We start from the raw sequence: 22635 nt of genomic DNA, 5'->3' as shown, positions 1-22635 counted from the left end.
ACCCTCCGCTTGGGAAGGCTTAGCCCCCAATCGCGCGCACGGCAACGCCTTCGGCGGCCAGGGCGTTCCAGATACGGCTGTCGCGGCTATAGACATCGCGGCGGAAGTTCAGTTCGCCCGTCACATTGGTAAAGGCAGTGCGGTAAACGATATGCACCGGCACCGGATCGGTCAAATCAACACGGGTTTCCGCACCTGTGCGCAAGCGCGACTGAAAGAACTCCTCGGGGTTTGCCGTTTGCTTGGCCAGCAGGGCATAGGCGAAATCAAAGGGATCGTTCAGGCGGATACACCCGTGGCTGAAGGCACGCACTTCGCGCGCGAACAGGCTTTGCGAGGGGGTATCGTGCAGATAGATGTTATACTGGTTCGGGAACATGAACTTGACCTGGCCCAGGGCGTTGCCACGGCTGGGAGGCTGACGCATGGAATAGGGGAAGTTGGACGCATTGAACCGCGAGAAGTTCACAGCACCCCGATTGATCCGGCGGCCATTGCGATCGGTGATTTCGATGTGGCTGACCGCGCCGGAATTGCGCTGCAACATCGGCAGGTATTCACCCACGACGATGGAACGGGGCACATACCAGCTGGGATTGATCACCATGAATTCCATGACATCGGAAAATTCCGGGCTTTGACGGTCGCCCTGCGTGGCGCCGATGACGGAACGGGTTTCAAAGGTCACGCGATCATTATCAACGATACGGGCGGTGAAATCTGTCAGGTTCACCCAGACGTGGCGGGTGCCGCGCGGGCGGTTGATCCAGCGTTCCCGCTCCATCGCGACGATCACCTGTTGCAGACGGTTGCCCAGCGGCACGTTGAGTTCGCGCATGGTGCCAGCACCGGCCACGCCGTCGGCCACAAGGCCGTGGGCCTGTTGGAACCGCTGCACACCGGCCTGAATGCTGGCGTCATATGTCTGGGTCGCGCTGCGCGCCATGAAACCCATCAGGATCAGGCGGTTACGCAGGTTTACGACCGATTGACCGGACGCACCGGGCGCCAGCGATCCCGCCGAAACAGTCGGGCCATAGCCGCCCTGTGCCATCAGCCGTTCAAGGCGCAGCTTTTCGCGCATCAGGCGGGTGTATTCGGGGGCCGAAGGGGCCAGCGCGCGCAGGAATGCGGCGGGCGAGGATTGTTCAAAGGCTGTCAGCGTGCCAAGGCGCGAGCGGTAAGGCACCTCGCGTTCGATGTGTGAAACAACGCGGCCGGGCACCAGCACACCTGTCTGGATGTCGCGGGCGTATTGCAGGAACAGGCGGCTTAGCTCCACTTCCATCCGGCCCTGATCGGCGGGGGTCGTGGCGGCACGCAGTTGCGCCATGATCGTGTCGGGGTTGTAGCGCCCGGTGGGCAGCCCGTGATCGCCCGCTTCGCTGAACGCGGCCATCAGTGCGTTGCGGCGTGTGCGGTCACGTCCGGTCGACCCTGTCCAGATGCCTTGGAAGTCGCGCGCGCGGTAGAACTCGGCCAGCACCTCGTCGCGGGCCGCCGATTCTGCAACCGCCTGACGGAAGGCCGTCACCTGGGCAGTGACCTCCTTGGCAGGCAGGACCAGCGCAAAGGCCAGTGCAATAAGGGTAAATACGCGAAACATTGGCGCGCGAGCGACAGGCGTCATCATGGTTAAAGGTCCCCCGGTTTTTTGGTTTTTGACACACATCAAGGTGTCAGGCAGCAATGGGTCCTAGTCTATTCACAATTACGACAGGTCGCCAATGCCCGCGGGGGTGTTGCGGCTGCGCATGTGCATTTTGGCCACAAATCTGCAAATCCGCACATTTTGCGCAAAATTTCGCCGATTTCCCCTTCCTTAATACGCAAGTCCTAAAACGAGCTTGGTCTGCGATTCGACTTGTGGCATAGAGATCAGGCATCTGGGGATGAGATGACACAATGGTCCGTTAATATATGGGCCCGAGGCAAGCGACGGGACAGGCGCTACGATGATGAATGAACGCTCTACGGGCATGACCCGGCGCGCACTTTTGGGCGCATTTGCGGCAACCACCCTTGTGGCCGCACCGACATATTCCAATGCAGCTGGGTTCTTGCGCGGTGGCGGCGATGTGCGCCGTTTGCGCATGTATTCGGGCCGCACCGGCGAACGCATCGACACGATCTATTGGATCGAAGGGCAATACATCCGCGAAGCCGTCGAGGAAATTAACATCTTCATGCGCGACTGGCGCAATGGCCAGCGCCACAATATCGACACCCGCACGATCGACATCATGGCCGCATCCCACAATCTGGTGGACACAAACGAACCCTACATGCTGATTTCCGGCTACCGGTCGCCGCAAACCAACGCGATGCTGCGGTCGCAGTCATCCGGCGTTGCGCGCAATTCACTGCACCTGCAGGGTCAGGCCGCCGATCTGCGCCTGTCCAGCCGGTCTGTTGGCCAAATCGCCCGCGCCGCCGCCTCGTGCCGTGCTGGTGGTGTGGGCCGCTATTCCGGGTCCAACTTTGTGCATATGGACTGTGGTCAGGTGCGCAGCTGGGGCAGCTAACTATCCCAACACCGTGAACAATCTGAACCCGCGCAGCCAACTGTGCGGGTTTCGTGTTCAGTAACCCCCTATTTTTGAAAAGAATTTGACCTTTCACAGGTGCGGGCGCATTCCTATCACAGGGGTGTGATCGTTGGGTTTTGGGTATGCCGGTTCTAACTGACGCGGAAGTGCAAATTCGTCTGACCGAGGCCAATTACGGCGACGGTATCGGCACGCTTGCCGGCGATCTGGATCCGGTCGCGATTTCGCAGCTTCTGTTCGATCAGGACGGCGATATGGCCAATGCGGCCGGTTTGTCGAACATGTTCACGATCTGGGGCCAGTTCATTGACCATGATCTGACACTCACCCCAGAAAGCCACGACGAAATGATGACTGCCGACGGGCTGGTCGCGCCCGTGCCGCGCTCGGCTTTTGACGGCGGCACCGATGATCCGCGCGTGCCTTTCAACGCGATCACATGGCAGCTGGACGGCAGCCAGATTTACGGCTCCTCGGCGGACCGGATGGACGATGTGCGCAGTTTCGAGGGTGGCAAGCTCAAGCTGTCGTTCGATAATTCCTCTGACAACGGCTTGCTTCCCAAGGCCACGCCCGACACGGCGATGGCCGGCGATGTTACCTCGGACAATCCGGTTTATCTGGCGGGCGATCTGCGCGCCAACGAAAACCCCAACCTTTTGTCGCTGCAAACCATGATGGCGCGCGAGCACAACTACTGGGCCGATCAACTGGCGCAGACCCACCCCGACTGGGACGATGGCCAGCTGTTCGAGGGTGCCCGCAGTATCGTCGAATTCGAAATCCAGAAGGTAACCTATGACCAGTGGTTGCCGCATCTGGTTGGCGATGCTGTTCCCGACGACTATGAGTTTGACCCCGATGCCAACGGGCAGATCAGCGTCGAGTTTTCGACCGCCGCCTTCCGCTTTGGCCATACGATGATTTCGTCAGTGCTGGACCGGCTGGATGATGACGGCACGCAAGCGACAGGCGGATCGCCCGACCTGATGGCGGCGTTTTTCAATCACGAGGTCGTCGAGGATGGCGGCATTGACGCGCTGATCCGCGGGATGCTGGGCAACACGGCGCAGGAACTTGACACCCAAGTCGTTGATGATCTGAACTTTTTCCTTGAAACACCCACTGGCGTCAGCGGCTTTTCCCTTGTGGCGTTAAACCTGCTGCGCGGGCAGGATCACGGGTTGCAAAGCTATGTGGATACCCGCGCGGCGCTTTTGGGTGATATCGACCCTGACACGCTGGACCCAAGTGATTTCAGCGTGATCACCGCTGATACGGACTTGCAGGCACAGTTTGCCGATGTGTTTGACAGCGTCCACGATGTGCCGCTTTGGGTTGGCGGGCTGGCCGAAGATGCAATCGAGGGCACCCAGCTTGGCCCGCTTTTCAGCTATATCGTTGCCGAACAGTTCATCCGCACCCGCGCGGCTGACGAAACATTCGGGCAGCTTGATCCCGCCCTGGGGGCCGAGATTATTGCCCAGGTCATGGCGGGCGGATTGGCCGATATCATTGAACGCACGACCGACGTGGACATGGTGCAGGACGATCCCTTTGTCGCTGCGCCCCGTGATCTGAACGCGGCGCAAGCCCCCGAAGGCACATGGGGCGATGACCAGATGGATCTGGTCGCGCAGGATATCAACGCCAGCATTCGCAGCCATCAGGGCGACGATACGATCAACCTGTCGGGCGGCACGCAGGTGCATGGCGATGTGATCACCGGTCAGGGCAGCGATACCGTCACCGCCAGCAGCGGCGATATTCATGACGACATCCGCACAGCTGACGGCGACGATCAGGTGACGCTGTCGGGCACGGCCCGTGTGGGTGGCGACGTGCGCACGGATGGTGGCGATGACATCGTGACGCTGTCCGATATGGCAAGTGTCGGCGAGGACATCATCACCGGCGCGGGCGCTGACACGGTCACACTTGATGGGCGTGCAACCGTGGGCGACGACATTCGCACCGGCGGCGGGGATGATACGGTTAACATCGCGGCGGGCACGACCGTTGGCGATGCGGTGCGCCTGGGCGGCGGTGACGACACGATCAATGTGCAGGCCGGTGCAAACGTCGACAAAATAAACGGCGGTGCGGGGCATGATACGCTGAACATCACCGGCGGGCGGTTCCGCGTGGATTGGGGCGCCGATGGCCCCGACGGCGGCAAAGGCACCATCATCTATCTGAACGAGGATGGCAGTGAAACCGGCGAAACCACCGCGTTTCGCAATATCGAAATGGTTACTTGTTTCACCCCCGGCACGCGGATCATCGCGGCTGGTGGGATGCGCGCAATCGAAACGCTGTCGGTGGGCGATCCCGTCTGGACACTGGACGCAGGGCTGCAACCGGTGCGCTGGATCGGGCGCGTGACTGTGCCCGCCCATGGCCCCTTTGCGCCGATCTGCATCGCGGCAGGTGCGCTTGGCAACAGCCGCGACCTGACCGTATCACCGCAACACCGGATGCTGCTGGATGGCTGGCGGGTTGAACTGCATTGCGGCACAGGCGAGGTTCTGGCCCCCGCCAAGGGGCTGGTCAATGACGCAACGATCCGCCCTGCCCCCGCCGACACCGTGACCTATATCCACCTGATGTTTGACACCCACCAGATCGTCATGGCTGAAGGCATCCCATCGGAAAGTTTTCAACCCGGTGAACAGGCGCTATCCGCAATGGAACAGGCGACCCGCGCCGAGGTGCTGGCGCTGTTCCCCGAACTGGCCGCCAACCCTGCCGGTTACGGATCAAGCGCGCGCATGGGGATCACAGTGCGCGAGGCGCAGGTGCTGCGGTAGAGGGGCAGGTCACATCGTGTTTGCGAATGACTTGATCAGCCCAGAACGGCCGCGCGAGAGCCTCTGATGCCAACGTATCACAAAAGATCGCCCGTTCGCTGGAGCTGATACTGTCCTGCTGGCGCAGTTTGTCGTGCCAGTTGTTCAGGATCATCGCAAAGCTGCGGGAAAACTGGTCCTGCCCTTCGGGGCCCGCCGCGACCAGTGTTGCGGCATAGGCTGCATCCTGCGCGCCTGCCGGACGGGAGGCGAAGGGGTTTGTGTCGCGGGTCACAACGCGAATGGGAAAGGCACGCACCGGCCCGAACCGCAGACCAATCGTTGCGACCAATGCAACCGGATCGACAGGCGCGCTACCCGTGCGATTGCGCATGATCATGATCCCGCTTTCGTCGCTGCTTCGGTCTTGCGAGACATAATCAAAGCTGTGCAGCGGGGTCGGGCGTTGGTGAAACAGTTGCGTCTGCTGGAACGCGCGCGGGGCGGATGTGTCACCCCCGAGGTAGCCTGTGATACGGCGCGATCCTGAGGGTTGATAAATTGCGCCCGCATCACCACGATACTGGCGCAGGTCATCGGTGATATCGACCGTCAGATCGGCCGCGCGCCCGTGATCCGGTGCAATCAGCACACAATCCTGACCCGGTGCGAAATCGGCTGTCACGGCCTGACATTCGGTCGGGGTTGCGGCCACGAACAGGGCATGCACCGCGATCCGGTCGCCTTGATATTCGTCATTCTTCAGGACAACGCGCACCCAGGCCACGTCACCGCCGGTCAACAACCGCTCGCACAGTTCACCGCAGACTTGACGCTGGTAATAGGCGGCCATCGGCCCCGCAGGACCAAGATGTGCCGTGTCCTCGCGGCGGCGGATTTCAACACCTACGGGTGTGTCGAAGGCCGCACTTGCGGGCAGGAAATCACCCTGCGCGGCTAGATCGGCAGCAAAGGCCTCGTCTGCATGACGGATCGGCAAGCCCAAATAAAGCACAAGCGCCGCCGCCCCTAAAGCCAGCATAGGCAAGCGCAGAATGGCGAAACGCCACAGCACCACCGCAGGCAGCGCCGCCAGCAGCGCGAACAACACATAAGGCAGCGGGATCAGGATGATCAGCCCCAGCCCGATCGTCACGATGATAAAGATCAAACCGGCACCCGGGATCAAAAAGATCGCCGACAGCAGCATAACGACGCCAAGCGTCAGGAGATAGGTTTTTTGCACTCGGCTGAACATAAGCACTCCGATCAATACGGGTGCAGAGTGCCAGTCGCGCAGGGCGAGAATAGGGCAGCGACGGGCCGATTGCGTGACTTGTTGCGTGCGCGGAAAAGTGGTGCACCCAAGAGGATTTCGAACCTCTGGCCTCTGCCTTCGGAGGGCAGCGCTCTATCCAGCTGAGCTATGGGTGCCTGGGGGTGCGGATAATCGAAAGGCCGCGCCCTCGCAAGGGCAAGTTATGCAAACAGATCGTGGCACAGTTCCAGCGCGTCGATCAGCACGTCCACTTCGCCGGTGGTGTTATACATCCCGAACGATGCGCGACACGTCGCCCCCAGCCCCATATGTTCCATCAAGGGCATGGCGCAATGGGTGCCAGCGCGCACGGCCACGCCGCGTTTGTCCAACACCGTGGAAATGTCGTGGGCATGGGCCGCACCATCAAGGGTAAAGCTGAAAATCGCTGCCTTGTGGGCAGGATTTCCCTGCACGTTCAGCCAGTTAAGCCCTGCCAGACGGGTGCGCGCATAATCGCAGATCGAGGCCTCGTGGGCGGCAATCCCGGCCATGCCGATCTCCATCATATACTCCAGCGCCACACCAAAACCGATGGTCTGCACGATGCCCGGCGTGCCCGCCTCGAACCGCATGGGCGGGTCATTATAGGTCACGCTGTCCTTGGACACCTCGCGGATCATGTCACCGCCCCCCATAAAGGGCTGCATTTCCGCCATCCGGTCGGGGTGCACATAGATCGCGCCCGACCCGGACGGGCCATAGAGTTTATGCCCCGTAATCGCGTAAAAATCACAGCCGATGTCGGCCACATCCACCGGCATGTGCACGGCCGCTTGCGACCCATCAACCAAGACCGGAACGCCCTGCGCATGGGCGCCCTTGGTGATTGCCTTTACGTCAACCACGGTGCCCAACACGTTGGACACATGTGTCACCGCGACCAGTTTGGTGCGCGGGGTGATCGCATCAATCACGGCCTGCGGATCAAGGTTGCCATCGGCGTCCGTATCAACCCATTTGATCACGACACCCTGACGTTCGCGCAGAAAATGCCATGGCACGATATTGGCGTGATGTTCCATCACCGACAGCACGATTTCGTCGCCTGCCTGCATCCTTGGCATGGCCCAGCCATAGGCCACCATGTTGATGCCTTCGGTGGTGCCGGAATTGAGAATGATGTCATCCTCGTTTGGCGCGTTCAGGAAACGGGCGATGATGGCGCGGGTGCCTTCGTATTTTTCGGTCGCAAGGTTGGACAGATAGTGCAGACCGCGGTGCACATTGGCGTATTCTTCGGCGTAGCCACGGGTGACAGCATCAATCACCACCTGCGGTTTTTGCGCCGAGGCCCCGTTGTCAAGATAGACAAGCGGCTTGTCGTTGACCTGCCGTGACAAGATCGGAAAATCAGCCCGCACTTTGTTGATATCAAACATTTATATCTGCTCCGCCTGCGCCGATGCCAATTATAAGAAGGATGATCGCCAACCCGAACGCCACGCCAAGAAAGGCCAGCACCACCGTCAGGACCGCGCGGCCCAAACCTGCGAAACCATGCAGTTCCTTGACGAAAACACACATGCCGCGCAGGAAAACCACAAAGGATACCATCACCAGAAATGCGCCCAGCACCGGCACTGCAAGCATCACCACCAGCGTTGCCACTTGCAAAACGACCATCACGACCTGCAGCCAGGCCATCAGCGCCAATGTGGCGGGAAATGTGCCATGTCCACCCAAGGCAAGCCCTGTGAAATAAAGCGCAAAAACCATCAAGACGAGGGATGCGCCGACGAAAACGCCCTGCATCATCGGTGACGAGGGCGACAGATTCAGGCTTACCGGTCCTTCAACGGTTTCAACGACCATCGGTTCGACCGGAACGATCGCTTGCGAAATGCCGCCGACGATCGCGGACAAAACCGTGGCCAACAGCACGGCCAGCCAAAGATTCTCGCGCGAGATCGTGACCGCCATAACCTGGTGCGCGGCGGCGGCAGGGTTCAGGATTGTCTCCCGGACCAGTTGGAAAAAGCTGTCAGGCGTCATGGGGCGCACTCGCCTCGCGCAGGCCCTGCACCCAGAACAGCACAAACACGACAACCCAGATCAACCCGACCAACTGCGTGCCTTTCTCCGCGGCACCGTTCAGGCCGACAAGCAACCCGTAAAGCAGGATCACAGGTGTCGCCGCAAGCCAGGCCCAGAACAGCGCAAGCCGCGCGCCAAACCCCGTGGGGCGGCCGCCAAGCAGACGCGCGATGCCCTGCCCCAGCGCGGCCAACCCGTAAAACAGCAAGGGCGCGATCATCATCAACCCCAGAAAGGCATAGGCCGCATCCTGGGTGAAATCGCCCTGCCCCATGACGGCGGCCCTTTGCAGCGCGGGTAAACGCGACAGGAACACGATCAGGCAGCCAAACATCAGCCACATGATCGCGCGATCCTCGCGCGGGCCCATCGCCAACAGGTCACGCACCACGCGGCGCGGCCCGCGATAGGTGCGCATGATATCGGTCGTGACGGGCATCAGTGGTTCCGGCGCGCCAGCCAGCCCGTAAGCCGGGTCAGGATTTCATCGGCCAGTGCTGCATCCTCGATTTCCTCCAGCGCCTCGGCCAGAAACGACAGCACCAGCATGTCGGTTGCCTTGCCATGGGGCACCCCGCGCGAGCGCAGGTAGAACAACGCGTCCTCATCAATCGCGCCGGTGGTGGACCCGTGCGAGCAGGCCACATCATCGGCGTAGATTTCCAGTTCCGGCTTGGCCAGAAACTGGCTGTCATCATCCAGCAAAAGCGCCTGACTGATCTGGTAGCCATCGGTCTTTTGCGCGCCTTCCTTGACCAGAATCTTGCCCTGAAACACGCCCGTTGCACCGTTGCGCAGCACCTTTTTGAACACCTGCCGGCTTTCGCCGTTCAGCGCGCCGTGGGTGATGAAAACGGTGTCGTCGTGGTGAAAGTCCGCACCGTCCCCAAGGGCGGCGCCGGCCACATGGGCCACCGTGTCATCACCATTGATTTCGATCACAAAGTCATTGCGGGTCAGCGCGCCATTCGCGGTTAACGTGAACGATTTCAACACGCTGTCCTGCCCCAAACGGGCAAATGAATGGGTCACGGCGCGGCGGTCGTGCACACGCCCCTGACTGCGGACATGGTGAAATTCGCCGCCATCGGCGATGTCGACTTCCATCACCTTGTTGAAACGCGCGGCCGCCGGACCAACCTCGAGCAGGGTCAGGGACGCGCCTTTTTCGACCTTGATGACGTGGTGCAGGATCGCATCCGACGCTTCTGCGCGGTGGATATATGTCAGGCACACGGGTTTGGCCGCTTGGGCGGTTGCGCGGATCACCACACCGTCCGTGGCAAAGGCCGTGTTGAGCGCGGCAAGCGGGCGGTGCACAGGGGTCTGACCGGCGGTTTCCAGCGTGCCATACAGGTCTTTGACCCAGTGGATATCGCGCGCCGTGGCATCGGCAAGACGGTCGATTTCGACACCGGCAAGCGACAGATCGCCTGACAGGTCGGCATCAAACACGCCATCGACAAAGACGATCTCGACGCGGTCGATCTCGCCAAACAATGGCGGCTCGTCGATCAACTGAACCGTTTTCGCAGGCACCGCATCGACCGCCGTGAGGCTGGTTGGATCGGTGTATTTCCAGTATTCATCGCGTTTGGATGGCAGGCCCATCGCCGTGACACGGGCGATGGCCGCGCGGCGCAAATCAGTTGCCCATGCCGCCCCATCGGGCAGTGCGTGTGCGGCCAAACGCGCCTCGGTGATGTCTGTTTTCATCTGGGGAAGTGCCATCAGGCCACCTCCGACAGAATGTCGCCGTAACCGTTGGTTTCGACTTCAAGTGCCAGTTCCGGCCCGCCCGATTTCACGATCCGGCCATCGGCCATGATATGCACGACATCAGGTTTGATGTGGTCCAGAAGCCGTTGATAATGCGTGATAACAAGGAACGAGCGGCCCGCGTCGCGCAGGGCGTTCACACCTTCGGACACCAGTTTCATGGCATCCACGTCCAGACCGGAGTCCGTTTCATCCAGCACGCACATTTTCGGTTCCAGCATCGCCATTTGCAGGATTTCGTTGCGTTTCTTTTCGCCACCCGAAAAGCCGACATTCACGGGGCGCTTCAGCATCTCCGCGTCAATTTTCAGGGTCTTGGCCTTTTCGCGCACGACCTTCAGAAACTCACCGGCCGACATTTCATCCTGTCCGCGTGCCTTGCGCTGTGCGTTCACGGCAGTGCGCAGGAATGTCATATTGCCCACACCGGGAATTTCGACGGGGTATTGGAAGGCTAGAAACAGGCCGGCGGCGGCGCGGTCTTCGGGGTCCATGTCCAGAAGGTCGGCGCCGTCAAGCGTGGCGCTGCCGCCCGTCACTTCGTAGCCGTCCTTGCCCGAAAGCACATACGACAGCGTCGATTTGCCAGACCCGTTCGGCCCCATGATCGCATGCACCTTGCCGGCCTCAAGCGTCAGGTCCACACCTTTGAGGATCTGCTTGTCCTCTTCTTCAAGTTTGACCTTCAAGCCTTTGATCTCAAGCATAATACTCTCCTCGTTGCGCAAGTTGCGCCGTCATTGTTTCTTGGTCATCGTGGCCATGATCCAGCCCAGATCGGCAGGCGGAATGGCCATGGGTTCAATATCGAAACGGGCCATGCGCCCGCGAATTTCGGTTGGTTTTCCGTAGCGTTCGATCGCGTGATAGGGATCACGTTCAAGGTAGTCGTCAAAATAGACCGTCACGGGTTTGGCGGTGCTGAACAGGGTCGCCAGATAGCACCCTGCGCGAAACCGCCCGTCGATCAGCACCACGTCGGGGGCGATGAAACCCTCGCTTTCCCAAATGCCGAGCGGATAGCGGTGCCATTTGCGCCAGCGCTTTTCATGCAGCGGCATGCCCCATTTGCCCGTCGGCCCCACATCGGCGTGGTGCAGATGCACGGGGCTTGCGGGGGGATTGGCATCAAACCACGCCTGCATCCCGTCCAGCCAGCCCTTGTCGCTTTCCACGGAAAAGATCGTTTTACCAATCATTTCCGCGCCCATCACCGTGGACCCACCCGACCCGTATTCAAGGATCACCGACGCGTCCGTATAGGCCGCGCGCAGCCAGTCGGCCTCGGCCTCGGGCAGGGTCAGATGGGGGCGCGTGATCACGTCAGACATCAACTGCGGCCTTTAACCCACTGATCCTTCGAGCGAAATCGCAACCAGTGCCTGCGCTTCCATCGCGAATTCCATTGGCAGGGCTTGCAGCACTTCCTTGGCGAAACCGTTAACGATCAGCGCGACGGCTTCTTCCTCGTCCATCCCGCGCGAGCGGCAATAGAACATCTGGTCGTCGTCGATCTTGCTGGTCGTCGCCTCGTGTTCAACGCGGCTACTGTTATTCTTCACCTCGATATAGGGCACTGTGTGCGCGCCGCATTTATCGCCGATCAGCAGGCTGTCGCATTGGGTGTAGTTGCGCGAATCCTTGGCGCGCGGGTGCATGGACACCAGCCCGCGATAGGTGTTCTGCGCGCGCCCCGCCGAAATCCCCTTGGACACAATCCGCGATTTGGTGCGCTTGCCCAGATGGACCATTTTCGTGCCGGTGTCGGCCTGCTGATAGTTGTTGGCGATGGCGATGGAATAGAACTCGCCTTGTGAATCATCACCACGCAGGATGCAGGACGGGTATTTCCACGTCACAGCGCTGCCGGTTTCCACTTGGGTCCACATCACCTTGGCGCGGTCGCCACGGCAATCGGCGCGTTTGGTGACAAAGTTATAGATGCCGCCCTTGCCGTTTTCATCACCGGGATACCAGTTTTGCACGGTGGAATATTTCACCTCGGCGTCCTCCATGATCACGATCTCGACCACGGCGGCGTGCAGTTGCGCAATGTCACGCTTGGGGGCTGTGCAGCCCTCAAGGTAGGACACATAAGCGCCCTTGTCGCAGATGATCAGCGTGCGCTCGAACTGGCCGGTATTTTCGGCGTTGATGCGGAAATAGGTGGACAGTTCCATCGGGCATTTGGTGCCCGGCGGGATGTAAACGAACGACCCGTCGGAAAACACCGCACTGTTGAGCGTGGCATAGAAATTGTCCGACACCGGCACCACGGACCCAAGGTATTTGCGCACCAGTTCAGGGTGTTCCTTGATCGCCTCGCTGATCGAACAGAAGATCACGCCGGCCTTTTTCAATTCGGCCTGAAAGGTGGTGCCGACTGACACGGAATCAAACACCGCATCCACGGCCACCTTGCGCCCCTCGGCGGGCACATCCTCGGCCCCTTCGACACCGGCCAGGATCATCTGTTCCTTTAGCGGGATACCCAGTTTTTCGTATGTTGCCAGCAGCTTGGGGTCCACATCATCCAATGACTTGGGTTTTTCGACCATGGATTTGGGGCGGGCATAGTAATACTGGTCCTGAAAGTCGATATCGGGGTAATCGACCATCGCCCAGTTCGGTTCTTTCATCTGCAACCAGCGTTCATAAGCGGCCAGTCGCCATTCCAGCATCCATTCCGGTTCGTCGTTGTTTTTCGAGATCAGGCGCACGATGTCATGGGTCAGCCCCTTGGGGGCGTAATCCATTTCGATATCCGTATCCCAGCCGTGCTTGTAGGTGCCCGAAAGGGCCTGCACGGCCTCGACTGTATCCTGATCAACGCCTTCCTTGACGTCCACTTTGTCCAGTGCGGTCATGTTCTAACCCCTTTCAGGCAGCGCGCGCGCGGTGCCGCTTTAACGTGTCGTTCCAGTCCTGCGCGAACCGCAAGACCTGTTCTTCAGTCGTGTCCGGCCCCAACGAGACGCGCACAGCGCTCGCGGCCAGATCGTCGCCGTATCCCATCGCGCGCAACACGCGGCTGGCGCGCACCTTGCCGCTGGAACAGGCCGACCCGGCGCTGATCGCGTATCCGGCAAGGTCCATTGCCATGACCTGCGTTTCGCCTTTCCAGCCCGGCGTGATGAAACAACTGGTGTTGGGCAGGCGTTGCATCCCATTCCCGACAAAAATAGTATCCTTTGCGCTGGCAGCAAGAGCCTCTTCTAGAATATTTCTAAGTTTGGCAACCCGATCCCACACGCCATCGGCCAATTCTTTGCCGGCGGCCTCTGCGGCTGCGCCGAAACCGGCGATTGCGGCCACGTTCTCCGTGCCCGAACGACGGCCCATTTCCTGCCCGCCGCCCTTGATTTGCGCGGTGATGTCCGTGCCTTGGGCAAAGACCAGCGCGCCGATCCCTTTGGGGCCGCCAAGTTTGTGGGCCGACAGGAATATCATGCCCGCGCCCGACCAGCTATAGGCAAAGGGGATGCGCCCGATGGCCTGCGTCACATCGCTGACGGCGATGCCTTGCGGCAGGTCCTGAATGACGCCGGTTTCCGAATTGGCCAGTTGCAGCGCCGTGTGCGCGGGGTCGGTTACGGCCACCTGCCCCTGCGCATCAACGGGCAGGTCGGCGTTGATCCAGCCCAGCACCGCGTCATGTTCGATGTCGCCCCCGTGCAACCCACGACCCGCCAGCGCCAAAGCCGCAGCCTCGGTCGCGCCGGATGTGAACACCACATCCGCACCCGATGCACCGACAGCCGCCGCCACCTGCGCGCGGGCACGTTCAACGATACCTTTGGCCGCGCGCCCCTCGGCATGCACGGACGACGGATTGCCGATGCAATCAAACGCCGCGATCATCGCATCGCGTGCGCAGGGGCGCAGCGGCGTGGTCGCGTTGTGATCAAGGTAGATGCGCGGTTTCACTCGTCCACCACCTCGAACAGGTTGGGCACGGCAGGGCATGGGGCCAGATCGTTTTTCACCACATCCGACAGGCGGGTCTGGTGCAGGAATACGTAAACATTGGCGCTCAGTCCCTCCCACAGCCGGTTGGACAGGGATTGCGCGCGACTGCCCGATGCACCGCCCGATGCACCTGCGCCCTTGTGCATGGCGCTGACAGTTTCATCCACGGCGGCCAGAATATCGACCACGCGAATATCGGCGGGCGGCAATGCAAGGCGATAGCCACCCCCCGGCCCGCGCACGCTTTCGACCAGCCCGGCACGGCGCAATTTCACGAACAGCTGCTCCAGATAGGGCAAGGAAATATCCTGCCGCGCCGAGATTTCCCCCAGCGACACCAAGGCGCCATCCGGTTGCAACGCCAGATCGGCCAGCGCGACCATCGCATAGCGTCCCTTTGTGCTCAGTTTCATGGCGATTTACCCCTGATCGCGCCCGTATCGGGGCGCTATTGCATTGACGCGCGACAGCCGCGCCATTAACTCGGTCAGGCCGGAGTGCACCCCTATGGGTGTGCAAGCGGCATTTAGAACCTTTCTAAGGTGCCTGATTGTTTTCGTCAAGAATGCGTCGCGCGCCTTCAACACCAAAGCAGGGATGCCTATGCCCGAAGTGATTTTCCCCGGCCCCGAAGGCCGGCTTGAAGGCCGTTACCACCCCCAGAAAGAACGTGACGCACCGATTGCCATCGTGCTGCATCCGCACCCGCAATTTGGCGGGACGATGAACAACCGCGTGGTCTATAACCTGCATTACGCGTTTTATAACATGGGGTTCACGGTGCTGCGGTTCAACTTTCGCGGTGTCGGCAGATCGCAGGGCGAATATGATCAGGGGATCGGCGAACTGTCCGATGCCGCGTCAGCGCTCGATTACCTGCAATCCATGAACAACAACTCCAAACACTGCTGGGTCGCGGGCTTTAGCTTTGGTGCGTGGATCGGGATGCAACTGCTGATGCGCCGCCCCGAAATCACCGGCTTTATCAGCGTCAGCCCCCCCGCGAACATGTATGACTTCAGCTTTCTTGCACCCTGCCCTTCGTCGGGTCTGGTGATCAACGGCACGGCTGATCGCGTGGCCCCGCCCCAGGACACCGTCAGCCTTGTGAACAAACTGCACGAACAAAAAGGCATTACCGTCACCCATGACGAAATCGAGGGCGCGGGGCATTTCTTTGAGGATCCGCATATGGACACCATGATCGACACCGTGTCGGGCTATGTGAAACGCCGCCTGACCGAGAACACGCGCTGATCCATGGGACAGTTGGAAGACACTGCTGACGAACTGGCCCAGCTGGCGCTGGCTGATCAGGAACGTTCAGGCGAGGAAAAGGTTGTCGACGAGATCGGCGAGATCCTTGGGTCGTCCTCGCAGACCCTGCAAGAGGCCTATCTGACGGCCGTGCGGGTGCGCCGCGCCGAGGCACGCGCGCGCGCTTTGCTGGAACGCCGTGCACAGGCGGCGAAAAGGGCGACAGCGGGCAAATTGACCCCGCCCGACGACACGTGACCGCCTGCCAACAGGCCGATATTTTTCTGGTGCCGTTGCTGGACGGTGCATTCGGCCTTGGGCAGGTGATCATTGCCCCTGACGATCGCCGTGACACCCCCTATTGGCCAGCGGGCGCCGCATTTTGTCTGTTGACCGCCCGCCATGTGACCCGGTCGGCCGCCACCGTGCCCGTCAGCCAGCGCGACATCATCAGCCGGCAGTTCATCGACGCGGGCGTGATCGGCACAGACATCTGGCCCGTCATCGGGTTTGAACAACTGCCGCCCGTGGCGGCTGACCCCGATCAGATCGCCCTGCGACATGACGTAACACCGATTGATGCGCCCATCATCGAGGCATTCCTGAATGCCTGCCACGGGTTGTTTCCCTGGGATGGCTTTCCGGACCCTGCGTTTTTTGACGCGATGCTGGCGGCGGGCGTTGACCGCCCTCCGCGCGCGACAATGGCCAAATGACGGACAGGATCGCACGCCAGCTGGCCTTTCTGACCGAGGCCGACAAACTGAAATCGGTGCTGCGCGCCACGACCCTGTGCCATGACGCGCGCTTTGAAAATTCTGGCGAACATAGCTGGCATATCGCGCTTTATGCACTGGTGATGGCCGAACACGCCGTGACGCCCGTGAACATCGACCGCGTCATCAAAATGTTGCTGATCCACGACCTTGTGGAAATTGATGCGGGCGACAACCCGATCCATGGCAATCATGACCCGGTCGAAATGGCAGCCGTGGAACAGGCCGCCGCGGACCGGCTGTTCGGGATGCTGCCCGATGATCAGGGGCGCGAGTTGCGCGCGCTTTGGGAAGAATTCGAGGCCGCGCAAACCGATGATGCCGTCTTTGCCAAGTCGCTGGATCGTGTGCAGCCGTTGATTGCCAATCTGGAAAGCGGCGGGCGCAGCTGGATCGACTATGACGTGACCCGCGATCAGGTCGAAACCCGTGTCGGCACCAAGGTGCAGCGCGGTGCCCCCGCGATCTGGGCGGCGATCAAGACCCGGATTGATACGTGGTTTGCGGAAAACCGCTAGCCTGCGACAAAACCGTATACCATTGCATACAGCCCTTTCCCCCGACGCCGGAATGCGCTATGCCGCCACCAAACGCAATCCAGCCAAAGGGACACCCCCATGACCAAGATCAAGGTAGCAAACCCTGTCGTCGAACTTGACGGCGACGAGATGACCCGCATCATCTGGGACTTTATCAAGAAAAAGCTGATCCTGCCCTACCTTGATATTGACCTGAAATACTATGACCTTGGCATTCAGGCGCGCGACGATACCAACGACCAGATCACCGTGGACGCCGCCCATGCGATCCAGAAATATGGTGTTGGCGTCAAATGTGCGACGATCACCCCCGACGAGGCTCGCGTCGAGGAATTCGGCCTGAAGGAAATGTGGCGCAGCCCCAACGGCACGATCCGCAACATTCTGGGCGGCGTGATTTTCCGCCAGCCGATCATCTGTTCCAACGTGCCACGCCTTGTGCCCGGCTGGACCAAGCCCATCGTTGTCGGCCGTCACGCCTTTGGTGATCAATACCGCGCCACCGATTTTAAATTCCCCGGCAAGGGCAAGCTGACCATCAAGTTCGTTGGCGAGGATGGCACCGAGATCGAACGCGAAGTGTTCGACGCACCGGATTCCGGCGTTGTCATGGCGATGTATAACCTCGACAAGTCGATCATCGACTTTGCCCGCGCGTCAATGAACTATGGTCTGGACAAGGGCTGGCCGGTGTATTTGTCCACCAAGAACACGATCCTGAAACAGTATGACGGGCGTTTCCTTGAACTGTTCCAGCACATCTATGACACTGAATTCAAAGACAAGTTCGAAAAGGCCGGCATCACCTACGAACACCGCCTGATCGACGATATGGTCGCCTGCGCGATGAAGTGGAACGGCGGCTATGTCTGGGCCTGCAAGAACTATGACGGCGATGTGCAGTCCGATACCGTGGCGCAGGGCTTTGGCTCGCTGGGCCTCATGACATCGGTGCTGATGACGCCGGATGGCCAGACCGTCGAGGCCGAAGCGGCGCACGGCACCGTCACCCGCCACTACCGCCAGCACCAGAAGGGCGAGGCGACCAGCACCAACTCCATCGCGTCGATCTATGCCTGGACCGGCGGGCTCAAGCACCGCGCGAAACTGGACGACAACGCGCAACTGCTGAAGTTCGCCGAGACACTGGAAAAGGTTGTCGTGGACACCGTGGAAAGCGGCGACATGACCAAGGATCTGGCCCTGCTGGTTGGCCCCAACCAGAAATGGCTGACCACCGAAGGATTCCTTGAAAAAGTCGACGAGAACATGAATAAAGCCATGTAAAGCATTGTTATAAAATGCGTAATCCGGGTTTTGATCCGGTTTGCCTAAGGGGGGCCGTCCAATGGGGCGGCCCTTTTTTGCATTTGCTTGCGAGCCCCTGCACGGCAATACTGTCCACAAAAAGGAGCGCACCCATGACCCTGACCATTCTTGCCCAGATCACCGCCACCCCCGGCCACGAGGACAGCCTGCGCGACGCGTTACATTCCCTGATCGCGCCCACCCTGGCCGAAGACGGCTGCATTCAATACGACTTGCATACCGACAACGAAACGCCCGGTTTCTTTGTGTTCTACGAGCTTTGGGAAACCCGCGAGTTGTGGCAAGCGCATATGAAATCACCCCATATCACCGCCCATGGCGCTGCAAGCGAAGGCATGGTGGCCCATGTCCAGATCAACGAAATGACCAAGGTGCCCTAGATGGCCCGCGCGATGATCACCGACCCGGATGTCTATTTTGCCAAGGGCTGTGGCCGGTGCGACAGGTTTGACACGCCTGACTGTTCGACGATGCGCTGGAACGCGGGGCTGACCCGTCTGCGCGCGATCTGCGCCGATTTGGGGCTAATGAAAACCGCCAAATGGGGCCATCCCGTGTATATGCATGCTGGGCGCAATCTGGTGATCATCGGGGCCTTTCGCGATGATTACCGCCTGTCATTCTTCAACGCCGGCCTGATGAAAGACCCCGAAGGCATCTTGCAGAAAAAGGGTGCGAACACCCAGACCGCCGATATGATCAGCTTTAACAGCAACGCACAACCTGCTGAAATGGAAGATGTTATTCGTGACTACCTTAGCGAGGCCATGGGCTATGCCAAGGCCGGCATCAAGGCGGAAAAGACGCAGATCGACATTGTTCTGCCCGATGAACTGATCGCCGCGCTGGACGACGACCCCGAACTGGCCGAGGCGTTTGAGGCCCTCACACCGGGGCGGCAGCGCAGCTATGTGATCAACCTGAACGGCGCCAAACAATCCGCGACCCGCGTGACCCGTATCGCCAGGTTCCGCGACAAGATCATCGCGGGTAAAGGGGCGCTGGAACGCTAGAGTTTGACACGCCACCACCCGCGCAATACCCCTGCCCCATGACGCAAATCCCGCCCAAAGACCGCCCCCGCCGCCACACCCTGATCGAAGACGTGCAGGGGCTGGTGTTCGGCACCGGCATGGCCGCCACGGGCCTTGTGATCCTGACCCATCTGGGGCTGGTCACGGGGCAGACGGCGGGGCTGGCGCTGCTTTTGTCCTATGTCACGGGTTACAGTTTCGGGCTGGTGTTTTTTGTCGTGAACCTGCCGTTTTACTGGCTGGGGTTTCGCCGGATCGGGCTGCGGTTCACGATCAAGACGTTCATTTCAGTGGCCATGCTGTCGCTGATGTCGCTTTATTTTCCGCAACTTATGACGTTTGACAGTCTCAACCCGATTTTCGGGGCGGTCCTGTTCGGCGCTGTGACCGGCGCGGGGCTGCTGGCGTTGTTCCGGCACGGGTCGAGCCTTGGCGGCGTTGGCATTCTGGCCCTCTATCTACAGGAAAAGACCGGGTTTCGCGCCGGTTTCACGCAGCTGCTGTTTGACGCCTGCATTTTCGCGGCGGCGTTTTTCGTGATCCCTGCGGGCGCGGTTTTCTATTCCATGCTGGGCGCGCTTGTGGTCAATTTGATCATCACGTTCAACCACCGCCGCGACTGGTATGTGGCGACCTAAGGAGGCGAAATGTCAGATGTTGTGGTCCTCGAAGGCCTTGCCAATATGCGCATGGACCTTGGCAACGTCAGAAACGCCCGCCCGCTGGCCACCGCTGCCGTCGCACTGGTGGGCAACTGGGTTGGCGGGCGGTTTTCGCTGACGCAAGGCGCGCTGACATTCACCACCAACCGGATGAACGCCGCCTTTCAGAAAGACAGCGCGCCCGTGGTGATCGCGCTGGATAGCGTGCGCACCTTCGGGTTCGGGCGGATGATGTTTGTGTTCAAAACAGTCGATCTGGAAACCGAACATGGCACCTATCGCCTACGCTGCGCACCCGGAAAATCAACGCAATTGATGGAGAAACTGCGCGCACTTTGCCCGATGGGCGAGTTTACAGGATAGCCCATGCATTACCTCTACCTTTTCATGGCCGTTCTGGCCGAAACCATCGGCACTTCCGCGTTGCAAGCCAGCGCGCAGTTCACGCGGCTTTGGCCCTCGGTGCTGGTTGTGGTTGCCTATGCGGTGTCGTTCTATCTGCTCTCGCTCACCCTGCGCTACATGCCCGTGGGGATCATGTATGCGATGTGGTCGGGCCTTGGGATCGTGCTGATCGCAATCATCGGCTGGCTTGTGTTCCAACAGCGCCTTGATCTGCCCGCCGTCATCGGGCTGGCGATGATCATCGGCGGAATTGTCGTCATTCAGGTCTTTTCCACCACCGCCACGCATTAGGGCTGGCGTTCGCTGCGGTTGCACGGTATCGCGCGCGCAACCCCAGACAGGACGGACGTTATGGAAATTCGCAACATCGCAATCATTGCCCACGTTGACCACGGCAAGACCACCCTTGTGGACGAGCTGCTGAAGCAATCGGGCACCTACCGCGACAATCAGGCCACCACCGAACGGGCCATGGACAGCAACGATCTGGAACGCGAGCGCGGCATCACGATCCTGGCCAAGGCCACATCCGTGGAATGGAAAGGCATGCGCATCAATATCGTCGACACGCCCGGCCACGCCGATTTCGGTGGCGAGGTTGAGCGCATCCTGTCGATGGTCGACGGTGTTGTGCTGCTGGTCGATGCCGCCGAGGGGCCGATGCCGCAGACGAAATTCGTGACCTCCAAGGCGCTTGCGCTGGGGCTGCGCCCGATTGTTGTTCTGAACAAGGTCGACAAGCCCGACGCCGAACCAGATCGCGCGTTGGACGAAGTGTTTGATCTGTTTGCCTCGCTTGAAGCCGACGACGACCAGCTTGATTTCCCGCATCTTTATGCATCCGGCCGGTCGGGCTGGTGTGACGCCGAACTGGATGGCCCGCGTGAAAACCTGACCGCGCTGTTCGATCTGATCGTGAAACATGTGCCTGCCCCCAAACAGATTGCCGCACGCGACGAACCTTTCCGTATGCTGGCGACCACGCTGGGCAGCGATCCGTTTATTGGCCGCATCCTGACGGGCCGCGTGGAAAGCGGCACCTTGAAAGCAGGCGAAAGCGTCAAGGCGCTGGCCCGCGATGGCAAGCTGATCGAAAATTTTCGCGTCACCAAGATTTTCGGCGTTCCGCGGTCTGGGCCAACAGCCGATTGATCTGGCCGAAGCGGGCGACATCGTCACGCTGGCCGGCATGACCAAGGCGACCGTGGCGGATTCCATCGTCGCCACATCCGTGAGCGAGGCCCTGCCCGCCCAACCGATTGATCCACCCACAATAACCGTCACATTCGGCATCAACGACAGCCCGCTGGCGGGCCGCGATGGCAAAAAGGTGCAGTCGCGCGTCATTCGTGACCGCCTGATGAAAGAGGCTGAATCCAACGTCGCGATCAAGATTTCCGACACGCCGGGCGGTGAAGCCTTCGAGGTTGCCGGACGCGGCGAACTCCAAATGGGCGTGCTGATCGAAAACATGCGCCGCGAAGGGTTCGAGCTGTCAATCTCGCGCCCGCAGGTGCTGTTTCGCGACATTGACGGCGTGCGCCATGAACCGGTCGAGGAAGTCACCATTGACGTAGATGATGAATACTCTGGCGCGGTGATCGAAAAACTGACCGGCGTGCGCAAGGGCGACCTGACCGAGATGAAACAGAACGGCGGCAAGACGCGGATCATCGCCAATGTTCCCTCGCGCGGGTTGATCGGTTATCACGGCGAATTCCTGACCGATACGCGCGGCACAGGCGTGATGAACCGCGTCTTTCACGACTGGGCACCGCACAAGGGCGCGATTCCCGGTCGCCGTGCGGGCGTGCTGATTTCCATGGAAAACGGCACCTCGGTCGCCTATGCGATCTGGAACCTCGAAGATCGTGGCAAGTTCTTTATCGGCGCGCAGGAAGCCGTGTATCAGGGCATGATCATCGGCGAACACAGCCGTGATAACGACCTGGAGGTGAACCCCTTGAAGGGCAAGAAGCTGACCAACGTGCGGGCCTCGGGCACCGACGAGGCCGTGCGCCTGACCACGCCGATCACCCTGACGCTGGAACAGGCGATTGCCTATATCGACGACGATGAACTGGTCGAAGTGACGCCCAACGCGATCCGTCTGCGCAAGCGCTACCTTGATCCGCACGAGCGCAAGCGCCAGTCGCGTAGCGCTTAATGTGATGGTTTAAGAATGCCGATCA

The 22635-nt window shown here is 60.3% G+C and carries 23 protein-coding genes, 1 tRNA gene and 1 pseudogene; 13 read left to right on the top strand and 12 right to left on the bottom strand.

The genetic code is table 11. From position 1 onward, the window contains the following. Positions 1-19: 19 nt before the first annotated feature. The gene (locus SJY21_RS01545; RefSeq protein ID WP_377505192.1) at positions 20-1606 is read right to left on the bottom strand and encodes a murein L,D-transpeptidase; all 1587 of its coding nucleotides are present in this window, start codon (positions 1604-1606) and stop codon (positions 20-22) included. Positions 1607-1955: 349 nt separating this feature from the next. Between SJY21_RS01545 and SJY21_RS01540 the strand changes: the two genes are divergently transcribed. Further along, positions 1956-2525 carry a YcbK family protein gene (locus SJY21_RS01540; RefSeq protein WP_377505189.1) on the top strand — a complete coding sequence of 190 codons (570 nt, stop codon included), beginning with the start codon at positions 1956-1958 and terminating at the stop codon, positions 2523-2525. 146 nt (positions 2526-2671) lie between these two features. Continuing rightward, positions 2672-5359 carry a peroxidase family protein gene (locus SJY21_RS01535; protein ID WP_377505186.1) on the top strand — a complete coding sequence of 896 codons (2688 nt, stop codon included), beginning with the start codon at positions 2672-2674 and terminating at the stop codon, positions 5357-5359. Here the strand turns inward: SJY21_RS01535 and SJY21_RS01530 are convergent. The 11 genes from SJY21_RS01530 to SJY21_RS01480 all read right to left on the bottom strand — a co-directional run bounded on the left by SJY21_RS01530 (position 5328) and on the right by SJY21_RS01480 (position 14854). Next, a complete protein-coding gene (locus tag SJY21_RS01530) occupies positions 5328-6596 on the bottom strand; it encodes a hypothetical protein (RefSeq protein WP_377505183.1) in 1269 nt (422 codons plus the stop codon). The genes SJY21_RS01535 and SJY21_RS01530 overlap by 32 nt on opposite strands. A 98-nt stretch (positions 6597-6694) precedes the next feature. After that, a tRNA-Arg gene (locus tag SJY21_RS01525) sits at positions 6695-6772 on the bottom strand. Positions 6773-6817: 45 nt separating this feature from the next. Beyond that, the gene (locus tag SJY21_RS01520) at positions 6818-8038 is read right to left on the bottom strand and encodes a cysteine desulfurase (RefSeq protein ID WP_377505180.1); all 1221 of its coding nucleotides are present in this window, start codon (positions 8036-8038) and stop codon (positions 6818-6820) included. After that, positions 8031-8651, bottom strand: coding sequence for a YIP1 family protein (locus SJY21_RS01515; protein ID WP_377505177.1), 621 nt, complete (start codon positions 8649-8651; stop codon positions 8031-8033). Before SJY21_RS01515 ends, SJY21_RS01520 begins: the two co-directional genes overlap by 8 nt. Further along, positions 8641-9132: a hypothetical protein gene (locus SJY21_RS01510; protein ID WP_377505174.1), complete on the bottom strand. Its 492-nt coding sequence runs from the start codon at positions 9130-9132 to the stop codon at positions 8641-8643. Before SJY21_RS01510 ends, SJY21_RS01515 begins: the two co-directional genes overlap by 11 nt. After that, a complete protein-coding gene (locus SJY21_RS01505; protein WP_377505171.1) occupies positions 9132-10424 on the bottom strand; it encodes a SufD family Fe-S cluster assembly protein in 1293 nt (430 codons plus the stop codon). Before SJY21_RS01505 ends, SJY21_RS01510 begins: the two co-directional genes overlap by 1 nt. Then, positions 10424-11179 carry a Fe-S cluster assembly ATPase SufC gene (gene sufC / locus SJY21_RS01500; RefSeq protein ID WP_377505168.1) on the bottom strand — a complete coding sequence of 252 codons (756 nt, stop codon included), beginning with the start codon at positions 11177-11179 and terminating at the stop codon, positions 10424-10426. Before sufC ends, SJY21_RS01505 begins: the two co-directional genes overlap by 1 nt. Positions 11180-11209: 30 nt before the next feature. Continuing rightward, a complete protein-coding gene (locus SJY21_RS01495) occupies positions 11210-11803 on the bottom strand; it encodes a hypothetical protein (protein ID WP_377505166.1) in 594 nt (197 codons plus the stop codon). Between the two features lie 12 nt (positions 11804-11815). Then, positions 11816-13339 (bottom strand): Fe-S cluster assembly protein SufB, encoded by a 1524-nt coding sequence (gene sufB / locus SJY21_RS01490; protein WP_377505163.1) that lies wholly within the window; start codon positions 13337-13339, stop codon positions 11816-11818. 13 nt (positions 13340-13352) lie between these two features. Then, entirely contained in the window at positions 13353-14399 is a 1047-nt protein-coding gene (locus tag SJY21_RS01485) for a cysteine desulfurase family protein (RefSeq protein ID WP_377505160.1), read from the bottom strand. After that, positions 14396-14854 (bottom strand): Rrf2 family transcriptional regulator, encoded by a 459-nt coding sequence (locus SJY21_RS01480; RefSeq protein WP_377505157.1) that lies wholly within the window; start codon positions 14852-14854, stop codon positions 14396-14398. Before SJY21_RS01480 ends, SJY21_RS01485 begins: the two co-directional genes overlap by 4 nt. A 190-nt stretch (positions 14855-15044) precedes the next feature. Between SJY21_RS01480 and SJY21_RS01475 the strand changes: the two genes are divergently transcribed. The 11 genes and pseudogenes from SJY21_RS01475 to typA all read left to right on the top strand — a co-directional run bounded on the left by SJY21_RS01475 (position 15045) and on the right by typA (position 22610). Further along, on the top strand, positions 15045-15698 hold the full coding sequence (locus SJY21_RS01475; protein WP_377505154.1) for an alpha/beta hydrolase: 654 nt from the start codon (positions 15045-15047) through the stop codon (positions 15696-15698). A 3-nt stretch (positions 15699-15701) separates the two neighbouring features. Continuing rightward, a complete protein-coding gene (locus tag SJY21_RS01470) occupies positions 15702-15956 on the top strand; it encodes a hypothetical protein (protein ID WP_377505151.1) in 255 nt (84 codons plus the stop codon). Next, positions 15953-16414 (top strand): hypothetical protein, encoded by a 462-nt coding sequence (locus tag SJY21_RS01465; RefSeq protein WP_377505149.1) that lies wholly within the window; start codon positions 15953-15955, stop codon positions 16412-16414. The genes SJY21_RS01470 and SJY21_RS01465 overlap by 4 nt, the downstream gene beginning before the upstream one ends. Continuing rightward, complete coding sequence (locus tag SJY21_RS01460) at positions 16411-16992, top strand: HD domain-containing protein (RefSeq protein WP_377505146.1); 582 nt, start codon at positions 16411-16413, stop codon at positions 16990-16992. The genes SJY21_RS01465 and SJY21_RS01460 overlap by 4 nt, the downstream gene beginning before the upstream one ends. Positions 16993-17091: 99 nt before the next feature. Beyond that, on the top strand, positions 17092-18300 hold the full coding sequence (locus SJY21_RS01455) for an NADP-dependent isocitrate dehydrogenase (RefSeq protein ID WP_377505143.1): 1209 nt from the start codon (positions 17092-17094) through the stop codon (positions 18298-18300). Positions 18301-18434: 134 nt separating this feature from the next. Beyond that, positions 18435-18722: a putative quinol monooxygenase gene (locus tag SJY21_RS01450; RefSeq protein WP_377505141.1), complete on the top strand. Its 288-nt coding sequence runs from the start codon at positions 18435-18437 to the stop codon at positions 18720-18722. Beyond that, positions 18723-19355, top strand: a complete 633-nt coding sequence (locus tag SJY21_RS01445) for a YdeI family protein (protein WP_377505139.1) — start codon at positions 18723-18725, stop codon at positions 19353-19355. A gap of 38 nt (positions 19356-19393) precedes the next feature. Continuing rightward, positions 19394-20014, top strand: a complete 621-nt coding sequence (locus SJY21_RS01440) for a YitT family protein (RefSeq protein WP_377505137.1) — start codon at positions 19394-19396, stop codon at positions 20012-20014. 9 nt (positions 20015-20023) lie between these two features. Beyond that, entirely contained in the window at positions 20024-20401 is a 378-nt protein-coding gene (locus SJY21_RS01435) for a hypothetical protein (RefSeq protein ID WP_377505135.1), read from the top strand. A 3-nt stretch (positions 20402-20404) separates the two neighbouring features. Further along, positions 20405-20734: a DMT family transporter gene (locus SJY21_RS01430; protein ID WP_377505132.1), complete on the top strand. Its 330-nt coding sequence runs from the start codon at positions 20405-20407 to the stop codon at positions 20732-20734. Positions 20735-20794: 60 nt separating this feature from the next. Next, positions 20795-22610, top strand: a pseudogene (typA, locus tag SJY21_RS01425) (translational GTPase TypA). Positions 22611-22635: the final 25 nt, after the last annotated feature.

This window comes from Octadecabacter sp. R77987 (assembly GCF_042466115.1).
Classification (GTDB): Bacteria; Pseudomonadota; Alphaproteobacteria; order Rhodobacterales; family Rhodobacteraceae; genus SW4.
The sequence above is the reverse complement of the archived record's forward strand: the minus strand, read 5'-3'. Positions and strand labels throughout refer to the sequence as shown.